The organism is Pontiella desulfatans, assembly GCF_900890425.1.
In the GTDB taxonomy this organism is placed as follows: domain Bacteria; phylum Verrucomicrobiota; class Kiritimatiellia; order Kiritimatiellales; family Pontiellaceae; genus Pontiella; species Pontiella desulfatans.
Genome location: NZ_CAAHFG010000001.1, coordinates 703,727 through 728,114, shown reverse-complemented (window position 1 = coordinate 728,114; position 24,388 = coordinate 703,727). Strand labels below are relative to the sequence as shown.

Below are 24,388 nucleotides of genomic sequence, written 5' to 3'. Positions count from 1 at the left end.
CCCGCACCTTCACCTACTCAGCCATGGATCACTGATAGACCTCGATATAGTCGATCTGTAACCTGTTCGGCCAGGTGGTCGTGGTGTCGGGCGACGCGGTTCGCACGCCGTTGTTGAGGATGATGTACATCTCTTCATCCGGCCAGGCAGCAGGATCGATCGATGAGCTTCTGTCCAGGGTCCGGACAAGGTTTCCGTCGATATACCACTTGGCATCGGTATCGGTCCACTCCCAGCCGTAGATGTGCCATGCTTCGGCATCATAAAGGGTATCGAACGGCTTACTCCACCCTGTATTCCACCTGGCAGGATCCTGGTCCGGCCACAAATTGCCCTGCTGTTCATAGCCCGTCATCAGATGCATGCCCATGTTGTCGTATCCGACGTCTTCGCGGTAGCCGAAATATTCCCACAGATCCCATTCCGGGCCCCACACGAGATCTTCAGCCACCAGCCAGATGGCCGGCCAGACCTTATCGCCCGCCGGAAATTTAGCCCGGACTTCGATATAGCCTTTATTGAGGTGGCCGCGGTGCATCGACGCAACCCACCCCGAGGTATACTGATAGGTTCCGGCAGGGCTGGTCCCGGAATAGCTGCGCTTCTGGTTTCGGAGGATCAGCGAACCCTCTTCCACAAACGAGTCTTCCTCGGTTACATAGCCGGCATATTTATTATTCAACAGATAGTCGCCGTCCGCACCCGGGATAAGGTTTCCCGAAACCGGATCGCGCATTCCGACAAACCATTTATCCGGATCCAGGGCATTGTTTCCGAAGTGGTCCCCCCAGACAAAGGAATAGCCGCCCGGTACATACCGGGCGGATGGATCTTCGAAACGTGCTTCAGAAACCTGCACCCTTCCGAAAAGGCTGTCGGGATCACCGGACACCTTGCTGCCCACCATGGCAAGATTGTCGAATTTCGCATTCCTGCCCCAACCAGGCTTTGTTCCACTGTTTGCGATCGTCAGAGTCAGGTACAGCTCGAAGCTTGCGGTGGCGCCATTCGCAATCGACAGCCCCGCCAAAGAAGCATCTACATCAAGCCATGCATAATTGCCCGTTCCGATGGCACGGGAATGTACGATGGAACCGTCGGCAGCTCCTGTAACATTGGATATCGCGATGAGATCAATGTTGGCCCAATCTTCGGTCTGATTTGACAAATCCTCGCCAAATGCCTCTTTCCTGTAGTCGTAGTGGAATGCACTCAGAGCGATATCCATGCCGCTGGTGTTGGTAAACGTAAATGTTATGGTCTTGTTGTTCTCATTGGCGGCATTGGAACGCAGGCCGGAATCCCCCGTGTCCGGAACAACCGGGCCGGTATCGCCGGCTATTAAGTCGTTAGACTGCCACGTATTCGTTGTATCGGATCCCAACGTGCTGGTGATCAGGCTTGCAGCCCACCCCGTTGCATTGGTGTCCGCCGCTTCAGTGTGCCGGGAGGTGTTGGCATCAAATGCATACCAGGATCCGATCACGGTCTGAGCCTGAGTTATTCCAGGAGCTTCACCGCTGAGTGTTACGGTACGATTGCTCAAGATGGGCCCAATCGATTCCGAATAGGTCCAGTCGTTTGAGGGGGAGAGCTCGTCGCTGACTTCCAGCACATAGGTGCGGTTGGAAACAGTGTCTATGGACACATCAAAGGTTCCGCTGCCGGTAAGGGTCAACGGTGTATGGAAAAACGATGCAGGATTGGTTGCACTGGTTCCGGCTGCACACTCTTCCAGATCGGAACTGGGATCGCCGTCATAGTTATCGTTGCCCCCGTCACTGGCGGTCAGGTTCCCGAACTGCTCCACCTCCCACGTATCCGGCAGCCCATCCGCATCTGAATCACCGACATCAGCGGAGAGAACCACGTTATCAATAAAGACATCTTTATTGTTGCCACCGGCATCGCAGCGGATGCGGATGTTCACATTGGAGGTAAAGTTATACGTTGTATCCGTAATGGTCAGAACCGGGTTTTCGCGGACCCCGTTGCTGAAGTCCGTTCCATGTACATAATCCCCGGCGATCTCCCAGGAGGAACCGCCGTCCTCACTGAATTCCACCAGAAAATTCTCCACCCCGCTGAAATCGACCGTCACACAGGTGAACTCGACCTTCAGCCGGGCATAGGTCTGCAGATCCAGACTGCTGCTCAACCATGCTGAGGAAGCGGCGCCTGAATTATCCTGCAGATTCAGGCACTGCGTCCCGATGGCATGCGTGGCTGATAAAGCAGCATCGTTACCTCCGTCCACCCAGCTACCGAAACCCGATTCAAAATCGTCATTGGTCAGTTCAGTCCATCCGCCATGCGCCCTTAATCCGACTGTTAGCACCATCAAGCATAAAAATATCCCGCGCATCATCCTGCCTCCATAAAATTAGATCATCGAAAATCCATTCTTCCGATGTTCTGGGACCTATATAATTTCATCCTGCTTCTTCATCCTGCTGCTCCGGCGATTAAACACTGCCTGCTGGAGGGACAGCGTCCCCGCTGTCTGCGGACGATGAGAACATCGTCCCTCCACCTTGAGTTAATTCAAAATCGTTCCTTCGGGACATTCCGGCGCGAGCTGAACATCAATTCCATGCGGAGCCGATACCGTCACCTCCGAACCGTTCCATTCCACTTCCAGCAATCCGGACGGAGTCGGAATCGCCCCCTTGCAATTGAGCCCGGCGGGTACCGGATGAATCAGCACCTTCCGCATGCCCGGGGCGACCGGCTCTATGCCCAACAGGTAGCGGACAAACAAAGCCGGTGGAAATGCACTTTCCGTCTGAGCATCGCTTCGGCCGGCAGGAAACGGCCTTAGCGTGCCCGAGCGCCCGGTGGCATCCAGCCACCACTCTTCCCACAAGGTGCCGTTTGTTCCGGGCTCCAGCATATGCTTGAACCGCTCCTGCAGTAAGGCCATAGATTCTACCGTTTTCCCGGCTTCGCACAGCCCGGTGTGCAGGAAATAGGACATGGCGGGAGTCACCATGGTGGTCCCGTCGGTATGTTTTACAAAATCACTCTTCCCGGCCTGCAGGATGCGGGAAGCAACAGCAACGGACTGTTCCGGTGTTGCAATTTTCATAGCCAGCGCCATTGCATCGGCATGTTCGCTGAACAACGTAGAGCGTTCACCATTTATCGACGCATCGGCGAACGCCTGCCGCTCGGCGTCCCAGAATTCTTTCAACCCCTCACGCATCTGCACCGCGCGATCGGTATAGAGCCCGGCATCCGGTTCAGCCAGCCAATTCAGCACCTGTGCAAAATCCTCAACCGCACCCAGATAATGCGCATTAAGGCAGAAATTCGCACCGCGCCGGTCCTGTACCGCATGGTCCAGCCAATAAGGGTATGGAGGGCTCTCGATCAATTCGGATTCATGGGAATAACTGCTGAGCAGCCCCATCAATCGGCGGGCGGCCGGCAATAGATCACGCACCGTCTGATCATCTCCCGAATAAAGCAGATACTGATGCAGTCCCCGAATCCAGAAACAGTTGGAATCCAGAATCACCATAAAGTCGCCGCCATGGTACGGGGCATAGGCCGGCATAATCCCATTCGGCAGTTGCTCCTGAGCAATCTGAACCAGATACCGGCGTTGCAGCGCGGTGTCACCAAAGACAGCATAGTTCCCCAAACACGCATACCAGGCGGTCTGTGCATACTGACGCCGCTCCCGGTAGTTATCGGTATAGGCATCCGACGTGCAGACCTTCACCGTTTTTGCCGACGCCTTCCATATTGCCTCGAGTTCCGGTTTTTCCGGACATTGGAAAGTTCCTTGCTCTTCGAAAGGATAATCTGCGCAGCGAACGCCGGCATAATGAACCTCAACGTCGCCCACCACCGCCAGCCAGCGAACCGGTTTCGCATAAAACGCTGTCCACTGATCCCGCTCTCCGGAACAGATGATCCGGTCAATGTATCTGGAGGCCGCAATCGGCGACTTGATTTTGCCATCGAGAAGATACGGTGCGCATATCACTTCAACCTCCGTTCCCGCTTTGGCCCGGAGCTCCAGCATCGGATTGCCATAACAGACTTCACCCAGATCATAGACTTTTACCGGACGTCCTTTGGCCGAGGGAACCGGCACCGGCTCGGCCAGCGGCGTACCGCCATCGACGATGCGGGTTTTCAAATACGGAAGTTCCCGTTCCTCCAAGGAGGTCCAAGGCGGTATCAGATGGCCGGGTTGCTCGTTCGCCTGCGGGCTCGGCCAACCGGTCTCACGTTGCAGCACGCGTGCAGTTTCCCACCCGCTGTCATCAAACTCGGCGGTGTTCCAGTCATTGGGAATATTCCGCAGGTCGACATCGTCACAAACTTCATAATGAAACCGGGCCATGACCGGCGATGAACGGTTCCAGCTATTATCCGCGGAAACCCGCCAGCTCGAATCCGTCTGCACCTCCAGTCCGTCCAGCTGTGCCAACAGCCCTCCCCGGGTTGCATTATAGTATGAAACGGTATCGCGCTGATGATGCACCCGCACCGCAATCACATTTTTTCCGACCTGAAGAACATGGGATAGCGCATGCACGTCGTACGACTGATCGTGCGGAGCGCATCGGGCCGGCCCCTGCGCAACGGAGTTTCCATTCACAAACAGTTCATACCTCGACCCAGCCGTAATGGACAGTGACGCATTGCCCGGAACCTCTGAAAGGTCGAAGGTCTTTCGCGCCAGCATCATGTCGGAGGTTTCCGCCTCCGGCATCCAGATCCACTGCGCCTTCCAATCTGTTGTTGCAACAGCGGATAATGCGCAGCAGAGAAACAGTAAACAGGCTTGCAACTTCATTTATCTGGCCGTCCAGTTAATCAGGTTGAAGAGAATCTTGTCGGCCACCGGATCGGAGCCGAGGTTTTCAATCAGGCGCAGGGTGCTGAGCACATAGCGCCCGTCACCATGCTTTACGATCCCCATGTCCATGCCGTAGAAGGCCGGCTCCGGACCGATATAACTCTGCATATGGGTTTTATCGCCGGCATAGAATCCATAACTGACGGAACCGACAATCAGGTCATTGCCCATATCACTGAGTACATAAGGCGACCAGACATTTTCATATTCCTGCCCCATCATCGTATTCACGGGAAGGCCGGCAAAAACGGGATGGTCCGTTACGATATGCGAAACGCCGACCCATAAACCGAGCGCATGCTTCTTGCCCTTTTTGATCGGCAGCACTTCGTCTGACGGCAGCTTTCCGCTCCAGTAGATATTTCCCGGACGGAGCATCGCCTGCAGATACACGGCCGTACCGCCCTGCTTTACAAAATTTTCCAACGCCCGGAAGGTTGCCTTCAACGGCTTGGTATTCGCCACATTGTCCACGACATAAACCGGCATCGACTTCGGCGTTGTTTCATCAAATTCAACAAATGCAATGCCCCGACCTTTCAGGAAGGGGGTCAGTGCATCCGTCGAATCCAGCACCGCAATTTTTGCGGAGGGAACTTGAAGATCCGCCGCTCCGAACACATTAAACCCGAAGGTGTTCTGCGCCATCACGCCGCTCTTTCCGGTCAGTTTGACTTCCGCTTTATAAGCCCCCGAAAGCTTCGAAGCATCCAGCGCTTCTTCCAGCAGGCCGGATATGCCGCCGGCCAGCTCCACCTTGTGTTTCCATTTTTTAACCACCTTGCCATCGGCATCCAGCAACCTGACTTCCAACTTACCGTCCACGGCATCCAGATCGTTGATTCCGGTCACGGTCACCTTGGCAGGCTGCCCTGCATAGATATTACGAGGCATCACACGAACCGCAAGATAACGGGGCGCATTGGCCTCTTTGGTTCCATAGTAGGACGCCTTCGGATTGCGCCAAAGATCCAGCAGACCGGCGCCCAGCACCCAGTCCCCACCGGTCAGCGCGTGTACACAGTAGCCCCGCACCATTGGATTGGAACGAATCGCTTCCACCATCCGTTTATTAACATCGGAATGGATCTTCTGCTGCTCAATGCAGAACTGCTGCACATCAGGATAAATCGCATCGAGTCCGCTCTCTTTCAAAACGGCAGCGGTGGTTTCTTCCAGCATCTGATGATAGCGGTACGGCGGAACCAGTGGATTCCCCTTCTCGCGGAACCGACGGTTATTGTCCACCACATCCGGAATGCTGCCGTAACCAATTTCCGAAACCAGCGACATCAGACCCGCGTGGGCATGCTTATTTTTCAACTCATCCGGTTCATAGCCCAGCGCCTGCATTTCAGCGTCCGTCATACCCAGTGCCAGAATCTGGGCATAGGTTTTGTCGTTGAGCGGAGCACCCAGATACATGTGAATGTCGTTAAACTTTACCGGCTCCACTTCGTAGGGAAGATAAATGTTTGCACCGTCCGCGAATCCGCCCGACTCGTCCAGGATCATACGCGAAGGATCCAGCTCGCGCGCCAGCATCGACATCGGATGCTTCATGCGCTTGAGTTCCTTGCGCCAGATTTCATTAAAGATTTCCCACTGCACAATGCAGGCGCGGTTGCGGTCGCGCAGGATCGCGGTGCGCACTTCGTTTTCAATGCGGCGCGGCATTTCCGGCGTCACCGTCGGCCACTGGCGCATGCATTCGATCGGCAGTCCGCCGATGACCAGCACCCCCATTTCATCGCATAGATCGAGCCATTCCGGCGGGGGCGGCTTGCGCCACGGACGGATCATGTTAAAGCCGGCATCCTTCGCCAGCTGGATTTCCCGAATCGCCATTTCGCGATTGTCCGGCAACGCCAGCCTGGTCGGATAGAGCCCTTCAAAGAAAGCGGCCTTGATATAGATCGGCTTGCCGTTCAGTACAAACTCCTTGTCCTTGACCGTCAGCTCACGCATACCAAACCGGACCGTCTCCGCATCAGAGCCCTCTACCGTTACCGAAACGGTGTAAAGGTTCGGCGCATCGGGCGACCAGTATTTTGCATCCGGAATCTGCAGCGTCCAGTCCGCTTTATTTTTTCCAGGCAGCAGTTTGAGCTTCTTGCTTTTTTCGGCAACCACGCCGTTTTCATCGGAAACGCTTACCGAAACCCGGGCATCCCCGCGTTTCGTATCCGTGTTCTCCAGTTGCAGCTGCACCCGGGCCGTATCATCCTTAAGTTGAGGAATCACAAAGAGATCGTCGACCGTTACCGAGCCGGAAGCCACCAGGCGCACTGACTGCCAGATGCCGCCGACAATGGCACCTCGCCAATGCGGGGCATCGTTCTTCCCCAGACCGTCGATCACCAGATCTTCCCGCGTCACAATGGGTCCCACCACACGCAGCGAGAGAAAGTTCTCTTGCCCGAATTTCAGCAGGTCATCCACCTGAAACTCGAACGGACCATAGCCGCCTTCATGGCGACCGACACAATGATCATTCAGCCAGACTTCAGCGATATAGTTCACGGCATCGAACTGCAGGCGAACGGTCTTTCCTTTCCAGTCCCTGGAAACCTTGAAGGTTTTACCATAGGTGGCGACCCCTTCATAATCCTGCTCAATTTCTTCCCAGCAGCTCGGCACCTGAATCGGGCGGGATTCCAGCTCGTTGAAGGTCTCCTGCACATGCCACGCAGCTTGACGTCCTTCATTGGCTTCATCAAAAACAATATTCCACTCCCCGTCCAGAGACTGAACATCACGCAAGCCGGCATGCCCCGCCATCGAGAAAGCCAGTAGAACCACCATTGTAATTATCACTTTCATATCTCGTTCCTTTCTTAAAAACTAATTGGCCGGACGTGCTGCAAACCCGATGAGGTTAAACAGGATTTTATCCGCCACAGGATCCTTATCCAGATTATTCACCAAACGGAGAGCAGAGAGGATCAAACGCCCCTCGCCCTGCTGAATTATGCCCAGATCCGTTCCCCACCAGGCCGGTTCCGGCCCCAGATAATTGGGTATATTACGTTTCATGGGATAAAAATCATGGGTCACCGATCCCACGATGGGCTGCGTTTTGAGTCCCGTCAGCGTTTTCATGGCCCAGACATTTTCATAGGTCTGGTCCATCAGCCCGTCCGAGGGTAATCCCTCAAAAACAGGATGATCTGTCACCACATGCCCGACACCGACCCACAGCCCTTTCACCCCGCGTTTCCCTCCACGCACCGGCAAGGGATATTCTCCGCATTCCAGAAAAACCACGGTACCGCCTTTTTCCGCAAATGCCTTTAGTTTGGCGCTCTTTTTTGCGGACACCGATCCGACAACCAATACCGGCAGTGTCACCGGGGTTTCAGGATTAAAATCGGAACAGCGGATTCCTCTGCCCATAAGAAAAGGATGCAGCACATCATGGGAATCAACCACGGCAAGTTTCTCCTCCGGCACCTTCAGCACGTCGGCACTGAATACTTCCAGTTCAAACTCATTCCGGGCAGTCTCTTTGCCGTTCGGTTCAACCAGCTGAACCTTTACGGTATATCGGCCTGACCAGTCCGCCGTGTCCAGCTGCAGTTCATCAAGCTGGCCAATGCCCGGCTTCAGTACAACATCCTGTTCTTTCTTAAATACAATCGCTCCATCGGCGTCCACCACTTCGATACTGAGCCGCCCGCCCACGGCCGACAAATCGTTGATACCCGTAAGTCTAAGCGTTGCGCCCTTTTCAGCATACACATTCCGAGGCTGCACATTCACCGCAATATAGCGTTCCGCGTTGGCGTCCCTGGTGGCTTCATAAACTGCGGGTTTTGGATTACGAAACAAATCCAGCAGGCCGGCCCCCACTACCCAGTCACCATCGGTCAGTGCGTGGACGGCATAACCGCAGGTGCTGGAATTCAGGCGGATGGCTTCGATCATGCGTTTGTTCGCTTCGCCATGGATCTGCTGCTGATCCATGCAGAAATCGCGGAGATCCGGATAGACCGCATCGAGTCCGCTTTCCTGCAGCGCAGCACGATAGGTTTGTGCTAATTCCCGATGGTAGCGGTACGCCGGCACCAGCGGATTACCATTCTGTTCAAAACGTTTATTGTTGTTCTCCAGATCCGGCAGGCTGCCATAGCCGATCTCGGACACATACGTCAGTAACCCCGGTTGGATTACACTGCGGGAGGAAATCGCGGGAACCTTCAGGTCGAGCGCCTGGATTTCCTCTTCGGTTTTGGCCAGCGTCAGGAACCCGTCATAACCCGCCTGACTCAGCGGAGCTCCGGGATAGCTGTGCACATCATTGAAAACTTCGGGTTCTAGCTGGTACGGAAGATAGATATTCGATCCCCCGGCAAAGCCACCCGACTCGTCGAGAATCAATCGTGAGGGATCCAGCTTGCGCGCCAGCAACGATGTACTGTGTTTAAAGCGATGGAGGTCTTCCCTGTAGATTTCATTAAAGATTTCCCACTGCACGATGCAGGCGCGGTTGCGGTCGCGCTGGATCGCTGAGCGCACCTCATGCTCTATGCGGTCGCGCAGATGCGGCGTAACCGACGGCCAGTTATTCATGCATTCGATCGGAAATCCACCGACCACCATGACGCCCATTTCATCGCACAGATCCAGCCATTCAGGCGGTGGCGGCTTGCGCCATGGCCGGATCATATTAAACCCGGCCTCCTTTGCCAGTCGGATTTCAAGCCGGGCCATTTCAATGCTGTCCGGCAGCGCCAGCCTGTTCGGGTAAAGTCCTTCAAAAAATGCGGCCTTGATGGTTACCGGTTCGCCGTTGAGTTCAAAGCGGTTGTTGCGGATCGTCAGCTCCCGCATGCCGAAGCGAACCGTTTCTTCATCCGAGTTGCCCAGCTTTACTGTAAGTGTGTAAAGGTTGGGCTCGTTCGGAGACCAGGTTTTTGTATCCGGTATCGCCAGCGCCCATTCGACACCGTTTTTTCCAGGCTTGAGGCGGATGGTTTCACACTGTTCGGAGACCACCCGGCCCTCATTGGAAACCGAAAGAACAACATCCTGCCTGCTGCTATTCAGATTCGTATTCTCCAGTTGCAGCTGTACCGTGGCCGTATCATCCTTCAGCTGAGGAATAATAAAAATGTCATCCACAAAAACCGGTCCTGTTGCAACCAGCTGGACCGACTGCCAGATCCCGCCGGCAATCGCCCCGCGCCAATGCGGCATGTCATTCGGGCCGATGCCGTCAATTATCTTATCTTCATGAAGAATGGGGCCCAGCACACGGAGACTCAGAAAATTATCGTCCTCGAAATTCAACAGGTCATCGACCCGAAACTCAAAGGGACCATACCCCCCCTCATGGCGGCCCACGCAGGTTTCATTCAGCCAGACTTCGGCAATATAATTCACTGCTCCGAACTGCAGCCGCACGGTCTGGTTTTTCCAATCACTGGAAACCCGGAAGGTGGTTCCATAGAACGCCACGCCTTCATAGTCCTGCTCAATTTCTTCCCAGCAGCTCGGCACCTGAATGTCCCGCACCTCTTCCAAGGTCTGGAAAATTTCGCGTGTATGCCACGCCGCTGCACGACCTTCATTAGAACCATCGAAGGCAATCCGCCACGTGCCATCCAGCGATTGCACATCACGCGCATACGCCCCGCCCGTAAGCAGCAGCGTAGTCACAGCCGCAGTCAGGAGCGTTGATACAGTCATTATTTCCCGGCCTTCTTTGCGTCGAGCGCATCTTTGTGCTTCCGATATTCCGCCCAGGTCAACTCGCCATCCTTGTCGGTATCGGCATCGGGATGCCACCCGAAATATTTATCTTTCCACTGCTCATCACTCGTCTTTACTTTGGCGGACTTTACCGCAGCCTTCTTTTTCGGTTCGGTTTTCGGCGTGGTTTCGGGAACCATTGCATTCATCTGTTTACCAAGCTTTGCCTTAATTTCAGCATGCTCAGGACTGGAGGCCAGATTATTCCATTCAAACGGATCGTTGCGATGATCATACAGCTCTTCGCCACCACCATAATACCGGGTGTAACGATGATCCTTGGTGCGTATTGAAAGGTGCTGATCGATGGGCCGCTTCGATTTCCAACTCGCGATCACGGACAACGCGGCGTCCGGCCCATCCCACTCCGTGGCAGCCGGATTTTCTAAAAACGGCCGAAGAGAATGTCCGTCAACCGGTGCGCCACCGGGCCCTTTCACCGTTTCACCGGTCATTCCGCACAAGTCAGTAATGGTCGGAAAAACATCAATCAAGCTCACGGGATGATCGACGGTTTTTCCGGCATTCACCGCATAGCGTGTATCGCGGATAATCAGCGGTACGCGGGTGCTCTCCTCCCAGAGGTTGTATTTCCAGAGATATTCCTTTTCACCGATATTGTAGCCGTGATCGCTGAACAGTATGACGGTCGTATTTTCTTTAAACCGACTGTTGTCGAGAATCCCGAGCGCCTGCCCGACGATATCATCGGCAAAGGCGACGGAGGCCAGGTAGGCTTGTACATATTTGCGGAATTCCGCGACCGGATCGGCCGCCCCGGCGCGCAGTGCTTCAATCGTCTGTCTTCCGCGGGAATCCTCTCCCCACGGCAGATCAGCGATATCGTCTTCCTTTATTTCGGGAAACTCGACCGTATCGAGCGGGAATAGTTCGAAATATTTCTGCGGCACCACCAGCGGCGTGTGCGGGCGCATGATCCCGAACGCCATCATAAACGGTTCGGCATTGTTGTTGCGTTCCAGCGCGACCATCTTTTCGCGGAACCACTGCACACTTTTTTCATCCGTCATCCGGTCGCGGTCATCCTCGGAAACATAGCGAAACGGCACATTGCTGCTGGAATCCCACCAACCGGTATACCCTGAAGTTGAAGGAACATCCGCCAAAGAGGCATAGGTGGAATCCAATGCGCCGAGCTCAGCCATCGTTGCCGGACACGACGGATGAAACGCCACCTTTTTGCCATCCCATGCCATCGGACCGTGATATTTTTTTATCCCCTTCTGCGTCCAGGCATCCTTAGGGACATGGTGAAAGATCTTTCCGGTCTGGTATGTTTTAAATCCGTTTTCGCGCGCATATTCCGGCAGGTTTTTTGAGTTGTTGACCACGTTGTTTTTCAGCGGATTATTAAATCCCCAGCATCCGCTTGTGAGCGGATGGATGCCCGACATAAAACTGGCGCGCGACGGTGAACAGACGCCGACGTTGGCGTGCGCGTTAAGGAACAGTACCCCTTCCCCGGCCAGCCGATCCATATTCGGAGTCTGTGCCTGCGGATGGCCTCCCATTAAGCCTAACCAATCATTCATATCATCAAGGACAATCATCATGACATTCTGCTTTTCTGCAGAAACGGTCTGGATGGACAAAGCAGCCAACAGCACTATGACACTATTGATCTTCATCAATCTATTCCCCATCCTTATGCGCTTTCAGCTCGGCCCAGCTCAGGGAGCCATCCCCATTCGTATCAGCCTCGGGATGTTTCTTGAAATAGCTGCTTTTCCATTTTTCATTATCGCCCGCAGTCGGTGCCGGACGCGGCTTCGACTCGGGAATTCGCGTCATCAGTTTTGCACGGAAACCGGCAAGCTGTTCGGCATATTCCGGATTCAGGGCCAGGTTGGTCCATTCCTTTGGATCCTGCGCGGTATGATACAGCTCTTCTTTCCCATTTTGATACCGGATATACCGCCAGTCCTTGAAACGCAGGGAATAGCTCTGCTTTGCCGGATCATAATAACTGTCCCATTTATACAACGCGGTCAGCGCCGCATCCGGTCCATCCCACGTTCCAGTCATTGGATTTTCCAGTAGCGGCTTCAGGCTGTATCCATCCAGCCGTCGCCCCTTTTCATTCTTGCGGGTATCCCCTTCCAATCCGCAAAGATCGATCAGGGAGGGATATAGATCCACCAGCGAGACCGGCACAACAGCCGATTGCCCGGCTTTGGAAACGCCCGGCGCCCGGATCACCAGCGGCACGCGGGTACTCTCCTGCCAGAGCGAATTCTTATACAGATAATCTTTTTCTCCGTTCCCCCAACCATGATCGCTCGTAAGAATTACGATCGTGTTGTCTTTCAGCGGAGAGGAATCAACCACATCTAAAATATCGCCAACCAGATCATCCACCGAAGCCACGCTGGCCAGATAAGCCTGAACAAATTTCTTCAACGCCAGTTCACGGTCGCCATCAAACGACGCAATCAGACTGTCATAAATTTTGGTTCCACGATCACCACTCCGATCATCTTCACTGGAAGTAATCGTATGCTTGAAAGTATCAGCAGCATCGTTCTCCAGAATGCTCGGCAGTTCGATGGATTCGAGCGGAAATCGATCAAAATATTCCTGCGGCACAATCAAAGGCGTATGAGGCCGAAGAAAACCTACGCCCATGAAGAAGGGTTTATCTTTCGGTTTCTTTGCGTATGCATTCAGGTGCTCAACAGCCCACCGGGCATTTAATTCGTCGCCGGTCGGATCCCGGTCAGCGTCCGATTCATACCGCAGTTCGCGCATCTTTTTCCAGTTGCCGGTCCGCCAGGTAAATGGCTTTCCGTTCTCCGGCGAAATTTCACCCTGCAATTTAAAGAGCGGACCGAAAGAACCATCGATTGCCCCGAAATCATCACGGAACGGCGCTTTATTCCAGGGATGCGCCACCGTCTTTTCTTCGTTATACGCAAATGGGCCATAGTCGGACGGATGACCGAATTGCGTCCATTCCTGCTCGCCCCGGTTATGCATCATTTTACCCGTACCGAGAGAGACGTAGCCATTCTTACGGAAATGATCCATCAGGGTACGTGAATTTTTCAGCACCTCATAACCATCCCAGTTATCAAAGCCATAACACTGCGAGGTATGCGGATACAGCCCGGTCAGGAAACTCGCACGCGAAGGATTACAGATCGGAATGGTGCAGTGCGCCTGCTGAAACGAAACCCCGCTCGCCGCCAATCGGTCCATATTCGGCGTTTTAGCCTGCGGATGACCACCGAAAACCCCGACATAGTCATTCAGATCATCGCAGATAATAAGAATCACATTCGGTTTGACTGCATGGGATAAACTTCCGCACAGCACGAACAGGGCAATATATCCTGCTTGAATCCATATTTTCATACCGTTCCTCAAAACTGATCATTCAGCGCACAACCCGACCGGATGCAGAACCGCCCATCAGCGCCTCGACTTCCGCCCGGGTTGAATAGTTAAAGTCGCCCTTGATTGAATGCTTCAGACACGAGGCGGCCACCGCATACTTCACCGCCTTATGCGGCTCGGCCAGCTCGGGGGTAACCAAAGCAAAGATCAGACCGCCGGCAAAGGAATCGCCGCCACCGACCCGGTCGACAATGTTTTTAATGGGATAAGACTGGTAGCCGCCATCCGCATCAAGCGGCGCAAAACACGGCGTGTCCGACGCAGCATCATACAGCATAGCACCCCAGTTATTATGGGTGGCCGACAGGCTTTCACGTAGCGTGATGGCCACCAGCGAAACATTCGGAAACTGTTTAACCACCTGGCGGGCGACATCCGGATACCGCGCGGTATCGAGTTCACCGGAATGCACGTCGGTTTCACCCGCACAAATCCCAAGCACATCGTGGCAGTCTTCTTCATTGGCAATGACCACATCGATGAGGGGCAGCACACCGCACATAGTTTCCCGGGCCAGCTCGCGGGCGGTTTTTGATGCGTCCCACTTCCAGAGCTTACCGCGAAAATTCAGATCAATTGAAACCCGGCAACCGGCGGCTTTCGCCTTTTGCGCGGCCACCAGTGTTGCATCCGCGGCCGTCTTTGAAAGTGCCGGCGTGATCCCGCTTAAATGTAGCCACTGCGCTCCATCAAAAATGGAATCCCAGTCATAGGCCTCAACCGGAGTGATGGCCACTGCGGAATCCGCGCGGTCATAGATAACATTGCTCGGTCGCTGATTAGCGCCTGTTTCCAGAAAATAGAGCCCAAGTCGTCCCTCGTCTGTCCGCAGAATGAACTGGGTGTCGATACCCACGGCGCGTACCGAATCCATCGTGGCTTCGGCCATCGCATGCTTTGGCAGTGCTGTGACGTAACGCGCCTTACCGCCAAAATTGCAGATCGATGCCGCCACACTGGCTTCCGCCCCTGCATAGGTCACATCAAACGTACGCGTCTGCCGCAGGCGCAAATTCTCGGGCGCCGCAATACGCGCCATGATTTCTCCAAAGGTTACAACAGATTTCATACGGTATAATCCACAATTTCTTCAGCTATAGTAACCGATTGAATATAGGCAACCACGGCATCGTGTGCGGGATAGACGCAGTATTTTTTGAACGCTTCCTCATCCGGATAGGCGGCGATCAGACTGACATCAAAAAAGGAAGCACCATAGTCGCCGATATTGATGGCCGTTTCATAATCGCTGATCTCGGGGATGATCCCCGGAAGTTCGTCCAACCGGCGTTTGACTTCAATAGCCAGCTCGGCCTTGTTCAATCCATTCGCTTCATCTTTCAACTTCCATAAAACCACATGTTTATACATTGCATGCTCCTTTATTAATCATTTCCCGCACTTCGGCGGCACGAGCGCTCAATCCGTTCCAGTCACCGGATTCAACAAGGCCCTTCTCCACGATCCACGAGCCTCCGATGGTGGGAACATTATCCAACTCGAGGTAGTCCTTCATGTTACCCGCATTCAGGCCGCCCAACGGGAAGTACTGAATCCCAAGATGCCGATACGGGGCCGCCATGCTTTTTAGATAGTTCACGCCTCCACTCGCCTCGGCCGGAAAGAATTTCACAAACCGGCACCCCAGCTCGATAGCCGCTTCAAGATCGGAAGGTGTACAAATCCCCGGCGCAAAGGGCAGCCCATGTTCAACAGCAGCCTGGACGACACGCGGATTCATGCCCGGCGACACCCCGAAATGGGCTCCGGCCTCCTTCACCTGAACGAGCTGTTCCGGTGTGAGAATCGTACCGACCCCCAGCAGGATATCAGGCAAACCGTCAGCAATGGCCTTTACCGCATCGAGCGCAACATCTGTGCGAAGCGTCAACTCAATGGCGTCAATACCCGCGGCCAACAGGGCCTCGGCGGTCGGAACGGCATGCTCAACCTGATCGACTGCAAAACCAGCCACAACACCCGAGCGTTTCAGACGCCCCATTAATTCCTTTGAAAACATTTCTATTTCCCGGTTAATCGACCAATACGGATACACGCTTGAGAGTCAGGTATTCTTCCAGACTGTAACGCGAGCAATCTTTTCCCACCCCGCTCTGCTTCAGACCTCCATGCGGCAATTGTACGGAATAATGAGGCTCATTGACACACACGCTGCCGGCCTGAATATCGCGAGCGGCACGCAACCCGTTTTTCAGGTTAGTAGTGAAAACATAGGCCGCCAACCCGTATTGCGTATCGTTTGCCAACGCAATTTCATCATCAGAATCAGAATACTTAATAATAGGCAGTACGGGACCAAAGATTTCTTCATAGGCCACGTTCATTTTTCTTACCACGTTGGCAAGGATGGTCGGTTCCATGAAGAATCCTTCGCCATCTTTCGCCTGTCCGCCACAAACCACATCTGCGCCATCAGCGACGGCTGATTCGACCAAACCCAGAATATAAGCCCGCGCCTTTTCAGAAATCAGCGGCCCCATTTCCACTTCCATGGCACGGGCTTTAGCGGCTTCGACAAACTCATCGTAGACTGATTCATGGACAAAACAACGGTTGGGAGAAACACAAACCTGGCCGCAGTTGGCAAATTTCAGATCAACTACTTTAGTTGCGGCATCGGCCACATCGGCATCCGGATAAACCACAACCGGCGCATTGCCGCCCAGTTCTACTGAGAAATGTTTGATGCTGGTACAGGCCGCATTCATGACTTCCAACCCGCCGCGCGTGGAACCGATCATGGTCACCATGGAGGGGATATCACTTTTCAGCATGTTTTTCATCATCTCATGGTCTCGGCCGGTGACCATATTGATCACCCCGTCCGGCAATCCCGCCTCTTTCGCCAAATACGCCACTTCCAACGAGGCAAGCGGCGTCTCGGTTGACGGCTTGAGAATAACCGAGCATCCTGCGGCCAAGGCCGGTCCGATCTTATAGGCCACGTTCAGTAACGGAAAGTTCCAGGCAAGCATACCGACACAGACACCCAGAGGCTGACGCAGCATATAGTGCATAAAACGGCCATCGGGATCATGCAGCACCGGCTGATCAAGGCGCTCCATTTCCTCCACAAAAAAGCGGAGACAATTTCCCAGCATACCGAAATCATATTCAGCATTATCCTGCGGCTTGCCCGTTTCCGCACGTAGTAGCGCAATGATCCGTTTGCTGTTTTGCTCCAGCACTTCCGCATAACGGAGAATCACAGTTTTTCGCTCTGCAGGCGTTTTAGCCGACCAGGCTTTGAAGCCCGCATCGGCTGATTTAAGCGTCAACTGAATGCTGTCCGCATCAATTTCCGGCACCTGTCCGAGCACTTCACCCGTAGATGGATTGACGACGTTAAACGACTGTTTCGTGCTGATCTTCTCGCCGTTAATCAGCATCGGGTATTTTTTTTCCGACATGGGTTTTCTCCGTTTTCTGAACACAATATTTTTCCATTTCCATACGATCCGGCTCGACCCCTAATCCCGGCCCGACAGGAACCTTCGCCACACCGTTTTCAATGGCAATTCCCATGGAATACATAGCGTCGCGCATGGGGTTGGGAGTCAGGTCCCTTTCCAAAAGCGGCTCGGTGGGCGTGGCTCTTCCGGGCTCAATATAGGTCGTGGCGAGGTAGTGCAAAGCACAGGCAAGATTGAGCTGGGTGCCCCAGCAGTGGGCGATGGTGTTGATACCCATGGATGATGCAACAGCACGGATTTTAAGCGCTTCGGTTGGTCCACCGCAATAAGCCAGATCGGGCTGCGCAATCTGCACGCCACCTTTGGAAAGCAGCGCCTGGAAACCATACCGGGTTTGCTCGCACTCTCCTGCAGCAATCGGAACATCAACTTTATCGGCCAACTGCCGGAAAAGGTCAGGATGTGTCGGGGAGAGCGGCTCCTCAAACCATTTGTAATCATGCTCGCTGAGCAGGCGGCCGATCTCTACCGCTTCCGAAAGATCATAAGCATGATTCGAATCGGCCATCAATCGGACATCGGGAAAGGTATTGCGCATCGCAACAATCAGCCTTTTATCAAAAGGCATATTTTTCCCGATCTTAATTTTAAGCGCACCGAATCCCTGCCCAACATAGTCCGTTGCTTCTTCGAGAATCGTCTGCAGTAATTCTTCTTCCGGTTGCTTGCGAAAATACATACCCGTGGCATAGCACGCTACTTCATCGCGCAGCCGCCCTCCCATCAGCTCAGAGACGGATATACCCAACAATTTTCCTTTAAGGTCAAGTAGAGCCATATCCAGCCCTGAAATTGCCCCCATCATTGGGCCTTTCATCGCGAAATCGAGCGAAGCACGCCAGCAGTGCTGCCAAGCCGCTTCATTTTTCAGCGGATCCCTGCCCAATAGAAGCGGAGCATAAAAGGTATCGACCGCATTCTGCGTCACCGTGGCCGGGCCGTAGCACTCCCCGTATCCCACCGTGCCGGAATCATCAATAATTTCAACGATCAGGTTATTGCGCGTATCGTAGTGCCACTGTGAAAAACCAAAAGATTCTTCAAGTTTATGCTGCAGACGATAGGTTTTAATCGATGAAATCATATTATACCGTCTTCAACGTAGAGGCATAGGCCATCACGACGGTAGCCAGAATAATCACCGTCACCCCGAGCAGCATGATTTTGAACGGCCCGGCAACGCCTTTCCATTCGCCGGTGATCATTCCGGCAACGTTACTTACAATCAGCGAGAGCCCCAGCATTACGGGCCAACAGATCATGGTGCCGATTTCACCCATTAGTGCAACGCCCTGGCCGTAGGTTCCAAGCGCCGCAAACCAAAGCAGACCGGCAATGATCGACCACTTTAGCGCCTTAATCATCCCGGGAGTCTTGAATGAACCGAATGATTTATTCTTAAAGAGGAGGAACAGTGCATAGGCCACATTCATCAGATAGGCGCCGGCCAGCACCACCACCCATCGGGCCAGTGCGGTATTACGTTCCAACGCACCCGCCTCACGAGCCAGTTTTCCGATTTCGATGGTATTATCAAACCCCACTGCCAACAATGCGGAGAGAATTCCGCAGACCGACGCAATCAACAGTCCCTTTTTAAAGGCGGCTCCTTTCTGGATCCCCTGAATGTCCTTGCCTTCTTCAGCCAGAAGCTTGTCCCGCTTCAAACCGGCAACAGTTACGATATAAACCGCAACGGCTAACAGAACCAAACCGATAATAATAAAGGGAATGCTTGCTTTGTTGACGGAATCGAAACGCAGGAAAAAAGGGATCAATGCACCGGCAATCGAGCACAGTCCCATCACAATACCATAGGTCAGCGACATGCCGATGTATCCCACCGATACCCCGAACATAATCCCGCCGATCCCCCAAACAAATCCCATAACTGCTCCGCCGACCACCTCATTCATCGGAGCCTGCGCCAATACGCCACCCAGATCCGGCACCACCAGCGAGGCCCATATCAGAGGGAAGATCACCATCGCCACCGTGGCATGAACTATCCACCAGGCCTCCCAGGCCATCGGCTTAATATATTTCATCCCCAGCCCGAACGTGCCCTGAAAGACACTGGCCAGGATCACAATAAAAATCGGCACCATTAATTCATTCATATGTTTTTTCTCCTATAACTGGATCAAACAAATAACCCGCTTTAGCCAACGGACATTGCACTTCTCCAACTCGACAGTTCAGCGGAAAACCCACGTTGTTTAATACCGTATTCTGAATATCAGGAACAGGTATAACGCTGAACCACGATGTGGTTCAACTAGCAGTATTAATAGGTGCATAAAATCAGGGCCAATTCTGTTGGCGGCCGACCCAATGCACAAAATAGAAAAATGTGGTCGGCCCGGTTGGATAGCGATACAAACTTCTCTAAATCGACTCTCCATCCGACCAGGTACCGATTAGGATAGCGATGCGAACTTGGGCTTCGAAAAGTTAAGTTTCGTGACGACAACTAGTTGCATCAAGAAAGTGCGAAACTGAGCCAAATCGACCCTGTTTTCGCTTTTTGAATCACCATCTAACCAGCTACTCCTGACAGGATGGGAAAGCGAACTTAGGTCCTTCCACAACCCCAGTTTCTCGAACAGCATTTCGAACCATTCACGACCATTTCATTTTGGCCTCAAGTGTGTCGGCAGACAGATCTGCCCCACAGGTCCATTCCACGTAATACTTCCCATTCCTAATCTGAACAAAGGCATCCCAGTTCTTCAAAGGAGCAAACGCAGGAGAATCAAGATACGGGCTAACATCGACTGTTCCTGAACGACCATCTTCAGCTACTACTTGGAGTACTCCAGCCTCTAGGGGTTTTACTTCCTGAATAATCATTGATCCAACCCCCGGATTGGTAAAGGGTTTTGACCATTAACAGCGAGTTCCCAGTCGGCCATGAGATCTTCTTTATGAATTTCGATCCACGCGACAACCAACTTGTTCTTTTTAGGCGGTAGCTTACCGGCCAGCACGTCTCCATTCTCGATAGAATACACTGCCATATCATCCTGATACTCCGCATGGATATGCGGCACATGATGTTTTTCCGTGTCATAGAAAAACATCTTAATCAAAATCCCGTAAAATATGGAAATAGTCGGCATAGATAAAACCTCTCTAACAAATTAACGGTCCAGAGATTCCCATAAACCCGACGACAAATCCAGCTTTTCGGTGGCTCGACTCACTCTTCTTCGGTAAATTTTCACGTTTAGTTGATTTCTTAGGGGTGCGGAAAGGTATCGCTTCCTGCAAGCTCATGGGTAGCAACGAATTTGAGAGGGATTGATTTTGGAGAAGAGCAACGGGGATTCTTGGTTTTTGCAGGTGGTATTCATTCTCATCTCGCGGTTTTTCATGCCGCGCTACGATGCGCGTCTTCAGATACTGAAGTACCAGATCGAAATGCTGCGCGACCGAATTGACGACCCGCGGATCATTACGGAGGAAAGGGAGCGTACGGAACTTATGCGGCTGGGGGCTTTGATCGATCATGACATTTCCGATGTCATGCTGGTGGTAAAGCCCCGCACCTATCGTGATTGGTTGCGGAAGAAGGCGGGTAAAAAGCCGAAGCGCAAGGGCGGTCGCCCGGAAACGGATGAGGGAACCATCCAATTGATTATCAGACTCGCCTCCGAAAACCTTGGATGGGGATATAAGCGAATCTTTGGGGAACTGAAAAAGTTGGGAATCAAAATTGGACTGACGACTATCCGCGACATTATGAAACGCAACGGCCTCAATCCGGTTCCGGATAAAGCGCTGAAGAACCCGGACAGTACATGGTCGAAGTTTATCAGCTCGCATATTGAAACGCTCGTCGCGATCGACTTTTTTACGAAGCCGGTCTATACGCTCATGGGGAAAATTGACGCGTATGTGCTGGTGTTTATCCATCTCGGCAGCCGCCGCGTCTTCATGAGTCCGGCCACGTTTCATCCCGATGAAAAATGGGTGCTTCAACAAGCGCGGAACGCCTCCATGTGGCTGGATGATATTGGAGTCGGAGCAAGTCACCTCATCCGTGACCGCGATACGAAATTCGCGGCGAGCTTCGATGCCTTCTGGAAAGGTTCGGGAACGACAATAATCCGAACTCCACCACGCACCCCACAAGCGAATGGATACGCGGAGAGCTATATTTCTACCATTAAAGCGCAGTGCCTCGATCACTTTGTTTGCCTGAGTCTTGAACACCTTGACTACATCAACCGAGAGTGGTTGGCGCATTACAATTTCACACGGCCTCACCAAGGAAAAGAGATCAGCAATACGGTTCTTAACGTTGATTTCACACCCACGACTGAAGGTGAAATTAAACGGGAAAAGAGGCTCGGCGGAATCATTTCGCACTATTACCGCGCCGCCGCGTAGTTGCCTGGTTGTCAGCATCAAAACACCCCTGCCCGTTCATTATGAACGGTCGCTATCGTGCGCCCTGATTGTGTAACTTCAGTTGATGCCCACCTTCCCATACTTCTTTCTATGTGTTTCCGCGTTGTGTTTCCAAATTTTTCAGCTCAATTTCGTTCGTCCAACTCTTGCTTCCCTGTCACTTCTGGACGCGACACCCAACCGCACCCTCCAAACTCGCCCATGCTTTATAGATGGCGTTACAGATTGACTCCACATCTAGAATTGTGGACATTTTGTGGACAAACGGTGCCCGGCATGCCGGGCATGTTGGTAGATACGGAATCAATTAAGCATCTACTGGAGAACGGGTTATTTATAAATTACAGAATGATAAAAGGTTATGAAAATGGCCACAATCATTCTCATAACCTGAAGGTCATTGGTTCAAATCCAATCCCCGCTACCAACTTCAAGGCCGGAACACACGTTCCGGCCTTTATTTTTGGGGTTCTCCACCAAAGACGGGGCGAGGGCGGTTTTCTTTACCCACGCAGGACAATGACTCGCAACCTGTAATTCACTTATTTTTGGCTTTTTCGAGTTCCTGACGGGTCAGCCACCCGTCGCCGTTGGTATCACGCTCGGCAAAGTAGGTTTTCTGCTGTGTTTCATTGAAGGCCTCGCCCTTTTTAACGGCAGATTTTTTATTCCAGGTCAGCCACTCGCCTTCCGTTACCCTATCGTCCTTGTTCGAATCCAGGGCAGTAAACCAATCCCATTTTTTTTTCGGGGTCACAGGTTTCGTTTGGGGTTGCTGCCTTATGGCCGTCTCGTTAACGAGGCTGAAGACCTGCTGGTTGAGCTGCTTCCTAATGGCTTGATGTTCGGGCGAGTTTGCCAGATTCTTCCACTCGCGCGGATCGTTTTCATGATCGTATAGCTCTTCCACGCCGTCGTTATAGCGGATGTACCGCCACCGTTCAGTGCGGTAGCTCCAATGCTGGTTTTCAATCCTGTTTTTTTCTTCCGCTGTATATCCTTTATTGAGTTCTCCAATATAAATCATGGAAAGAGCCCCTTCCGGCCCCGCCCAACTGCGGCTTTCCGGATTCACGAGGAACGGGCGAATACTGTGGCCATCCAGCGCGGCGCCGTTTTCATTCTTACGCGTCTCTTTCGGCAAACCGCACAAGTCCACCAAGGTCGGATAGAGATCGACCAGTGAAACCGGATGCTCAGCAACCGCACCAGCCTGGGCGATTCCGGGAGCCCGCACGACAAACGGAATACGGGTACTCTCTTCCCATGGGGAATTTTTGAAAAGGTAGTCTTTCTGCCCCATCTGCCATCCATGGTCGGACGTCACCACAATAATCGTATTGTCTTTGAAGGGGCTGTTATCGATGGCATCGACCACGGTGCCGATACATTCGTCCACGGCCGTCACACAGGCCAGATAGGCCTGGGCAAAGACCTTAACGGCCTTTTCCTCATCTCCATTAAAAGCTTCAACCAGAGTCCGGTAATACCGCAACCCTTTGTGGTTCGGGTCAAAGATTTCCCTGTAGTGCGTATCCGCCGCATCATCGGTTTTAATTATCGGAAGTTCCAACTGATCGAGCGGATACATGTCGAAATATTTCTGCGAGACATGCAGCGGCGTATGCGGACGGATAAAACCGACTCCAAGGAAAAAGGGCTTCCCGTTTTTCTGTTTTGAAAAATCAGCGATTTTGCCCGCAGCCCAATCCGCATTGCGTTCATCCGGAGTCGGGTCGCCCGGCTTCATCGACTTCAGCTTGCTCCAGTCACCATAAATCCATCCCGATTCCGGATTACCGTCATTGGCATAGGGCACATCTTCCAGCGCGCCCCAGGAGCCATCCACCGAGCCGATATCGCTGAACGGTTTCGGCACGCCCGGATGCGCCACCCGCTTTTCACCATCATAGGCCATCGGGCCATAGTCGGCTTTATATTTGAATTCGCTCCACTCATCGGGTTTGTCGTGGTGCATCAGCTTGCCGGAACCAGCCACGTGGTAGCCATTCTGCTTGAAATGATCCATCAACGAGCGGGAGTTTTTCAGCACGGGGTTCTGGAACCACTTGTTCCAAAACAGATTGCCGGATGTATGGCCATAGATGCCCGTCAGGAAGCTGGAGCGCGATGGCGCACAGACCGGATGGTTCGAATAGGCGCGGCGGAAAGCGACGCCCGACGTTGCCAGCTTTTCCAGGTTCGGCGTAATTGCCTGCGGATGCCCCGTCGCTCCGGGAATGCCGGTGATGTAATCATTAAGATCGTCGCAGACAATCAGCACCACATTGGGGGGCTGTGCGGCAAAAACGCCGCCAACCAGCAACGCAGCCACAGCGGCGGCAGTCAGCTTCTTATCCATTTCTGTTCTCCATTTTCGGCAACCTGCGGCCTGTCGCAAGGTTCCTGCGCATACGTCAACATACCGTCG

The 24,388-nt window shown here is 53.1% G+C and carries 16 protein-coding genes; 1 reads left to right on the top strand and 15 read right to left on the bottom strand.

Annotated elements, in window-relative coordinates:
- Positions 1–28: 28 nt before the first annotated feature.
- The 14 genes from E9954_RS02675 to E9954_RS02610 all read right to left on the bottom strand — a co-directional run bounded on the left by E9954_RS02675 (position 29) and on the right by E9954_RS02610 (position 20,663).
- The gene (locus tag E9954_RS02675) at positions 29–2,341 is read right to left on the bottom strand and encodes a glycoside hydrolase family 16 protein (protein WP_246046714.1); all 2,313 of its coding nucleotides are present in this window, start codon (positions 2,339–2,341) and stop codon (positions 29–31) included.
- A 198-nt stretch (positions 2,342–2,539) separates the two neighbouring features.
- Positions 2,540–4,813, bottom strand: a complete 2,274-nt coding sequence (locus tag E9954_RS02670) for a family 78 glycoside hydrolase catalytic domain (RefSeq protein WP_136077694.1) — start codon at positions 4,811–4,813, stop codon at positions 2,540–2,542.
- On the bottom strand, positions 4,814–7,699 hold the full coding sequence (locus E9954_RS02665) for a glycoside hydrolase family 2 protein (protein WP_136077693.1): 2,886 nt from the start codon (positions 7,697–7,699) through the stop codon (positions 4,814–4,816).
- Between the two features lie 21 nt (positions 7,700–7,720).
- Positions 7,721–10,567 (bottom strand): glycoside hydrolase family 2 protein, encoded by a 2,847-nt coding sequence (locus tag E9954_RS02660; RefSeq protein WP_136077692.1) that lies wholly within the window; start codon positions 10,565–10,567, stop codon positions 7,721–7,723.
- Complete coding sequence (locus E9954_RS02655) at positions 10,567–12,279, bottom strand: sulfatase (protein ID WP_168441910.1); 1,713 nt, start codon at positions 12,277–12,279, stop codon at positions 10,567–10,569. The genes E9954_RS02660 and E9954_RS02655 overlap by 1 nt, the downstream gene beginning before the upstream one ends.
- A gap of 4 nt (positions 12,280–12,283) precedes the next feature.
- Positions 12,284–14,005 (bottom strand): sulfatase, encoded by a 1,722-nt coding sequence (locus tag E9954_RS02650; protein ID WP_136077690.1) that lies wholly within the window; start codon positions 14,003–14,005, stop codon positions 12,284–12,286.
- 22 nt (positions 14,006–14,027) lie between these two features.
- Positions 14,028–15,116, bottom strand: coding sequence for a sugar kinase (locus E9954_RS02645; protein ID WP_136077689.1), 1,089 nt, complete (start codon positions 15,114–15,116; stop codon positions 14,028–14,030).
- Positions 15,113–15,418, bottom strand: coding sequence for a Dabb family protein (locus tag E9954_RS02640; RefSeq protein WP_136077688.1), 306 nt, complete (start codon positions 15,416–15,418; stop codon positions 15,113–15,115). Before E9954_RS02640 ends, E9954_RS02645 begins: the two co-directional genes overlap by 4 nt.
- Positions 15,411–16,067 (bottom strand): bifunctional 4-hydroxy-2-oxoglutarate aldolase/2-dehydro-3-deoxy-phosphogluconate aldolase, encoded by a 657-nt coding sequence (gene eda, locus E9954_RS02635; protein ID WP_136077687.1) that lies wholly within the window; start codon positions 16,065–16,067, stop codon positions 15,411–15,413. Before eda ends, E9954_RS02640 begins: the two co-directional genes overlap by 8 nt.
- A 13-nt stretch (positions 16,068–16,080) precedes the next feature.
- On the bottom strand, positions 16,081–17,478 hold the full coding sequence (locus E9954_RS02630) for an aldehyde dehydrogenase family protein (RefSeq protein ID WP_136077686.1): 1,398 nt from the start codon (positions 17,476–17,478) through the stop codon (positions 16,081–16,083).
- Entirely contained in the window at positions 17,447–18,625 is a 1,179-nt protein-coding gene (locus E9954_RS02625; protein WP_136077685.1) for a mandelate racemase/muconate lactonizing enzyme family protein, read from the bottom strand. Before E9954_RS02625 ends, E9954_RS02630 begins: the two co-directional genes overlap by 32 nt.
- A 1-nt stretch (position 18,626) precedes the next feature.
- Positions 18,627–19,661: an L-rhamnose/proton symporter RhaT gene (locus E9954_RS02620; protein WP_222847029.1), complete on the bottom strand. Its 1,035-nt coding sequence runs from the start codon at positions 19,659–19,661 to the stop codon at positions 18,627–18,629.
- A 502-nt stretch (positions 19,662–20,163) separates the two neighbouring features.
- The gene (locus E9954_RS02615) at positions 20,164–20,394 is read right to left on the bottom strand and encodes a DUF2442 domain-containing protein (RefSeq protein WP_136060483.1); all 231 of its coding nucleotides are present in this window, start codon (positions 20,392–20,394) and stop codon (positions 20,164–20,166) included.
- Complete coding sequence (locus E9954_RS02610) at positions 20,391–20,663, bottom strand: DUF4160 domain-containing protein (RefSeq protein WP_187357943.1); 273 nt, start codon at positions 20,661–20,663, stop codon at positions 20,391–20,393. Before E9954_RS02610 ends, E9954_RS02615 begins: the two co-directional genes overlap by 4 nt.
- Positions 20,664–20,850: 187 nt before the next feature.
- Here E9954_RS02610 and E9954_RS02605 point away from each other — a divergent pair, with 187 nt between their 5' ends.
- A complete protein-coding gene (locus tag E9954_RS02605; RefSeq protein ID WP_222847028.1) occupies positions 20,851–21,936 on the top strand; it encodes an integrase core domain-containing protein in 1,086 nt (361 codons plus the stop codon).
- A gap of 559 nt (positions 21,937–22,495) precedes the next feature.
- Here the strand turns inward: E9954_RS02605 and E9954_RS02600 are convergent.
- Positions 22,496–24,319, bottom strand: coding sequence for a sulfatase-like hydrolase/transferase (locus tag E9954_RS02600; protein WP_136077684.1), 1,824 nt, complete (start codon positions 24,317–24,319; stop codon positions 22,496–22,498).
- Positions 24,320–24,388 lie beyond the last annotated feature (69 nt).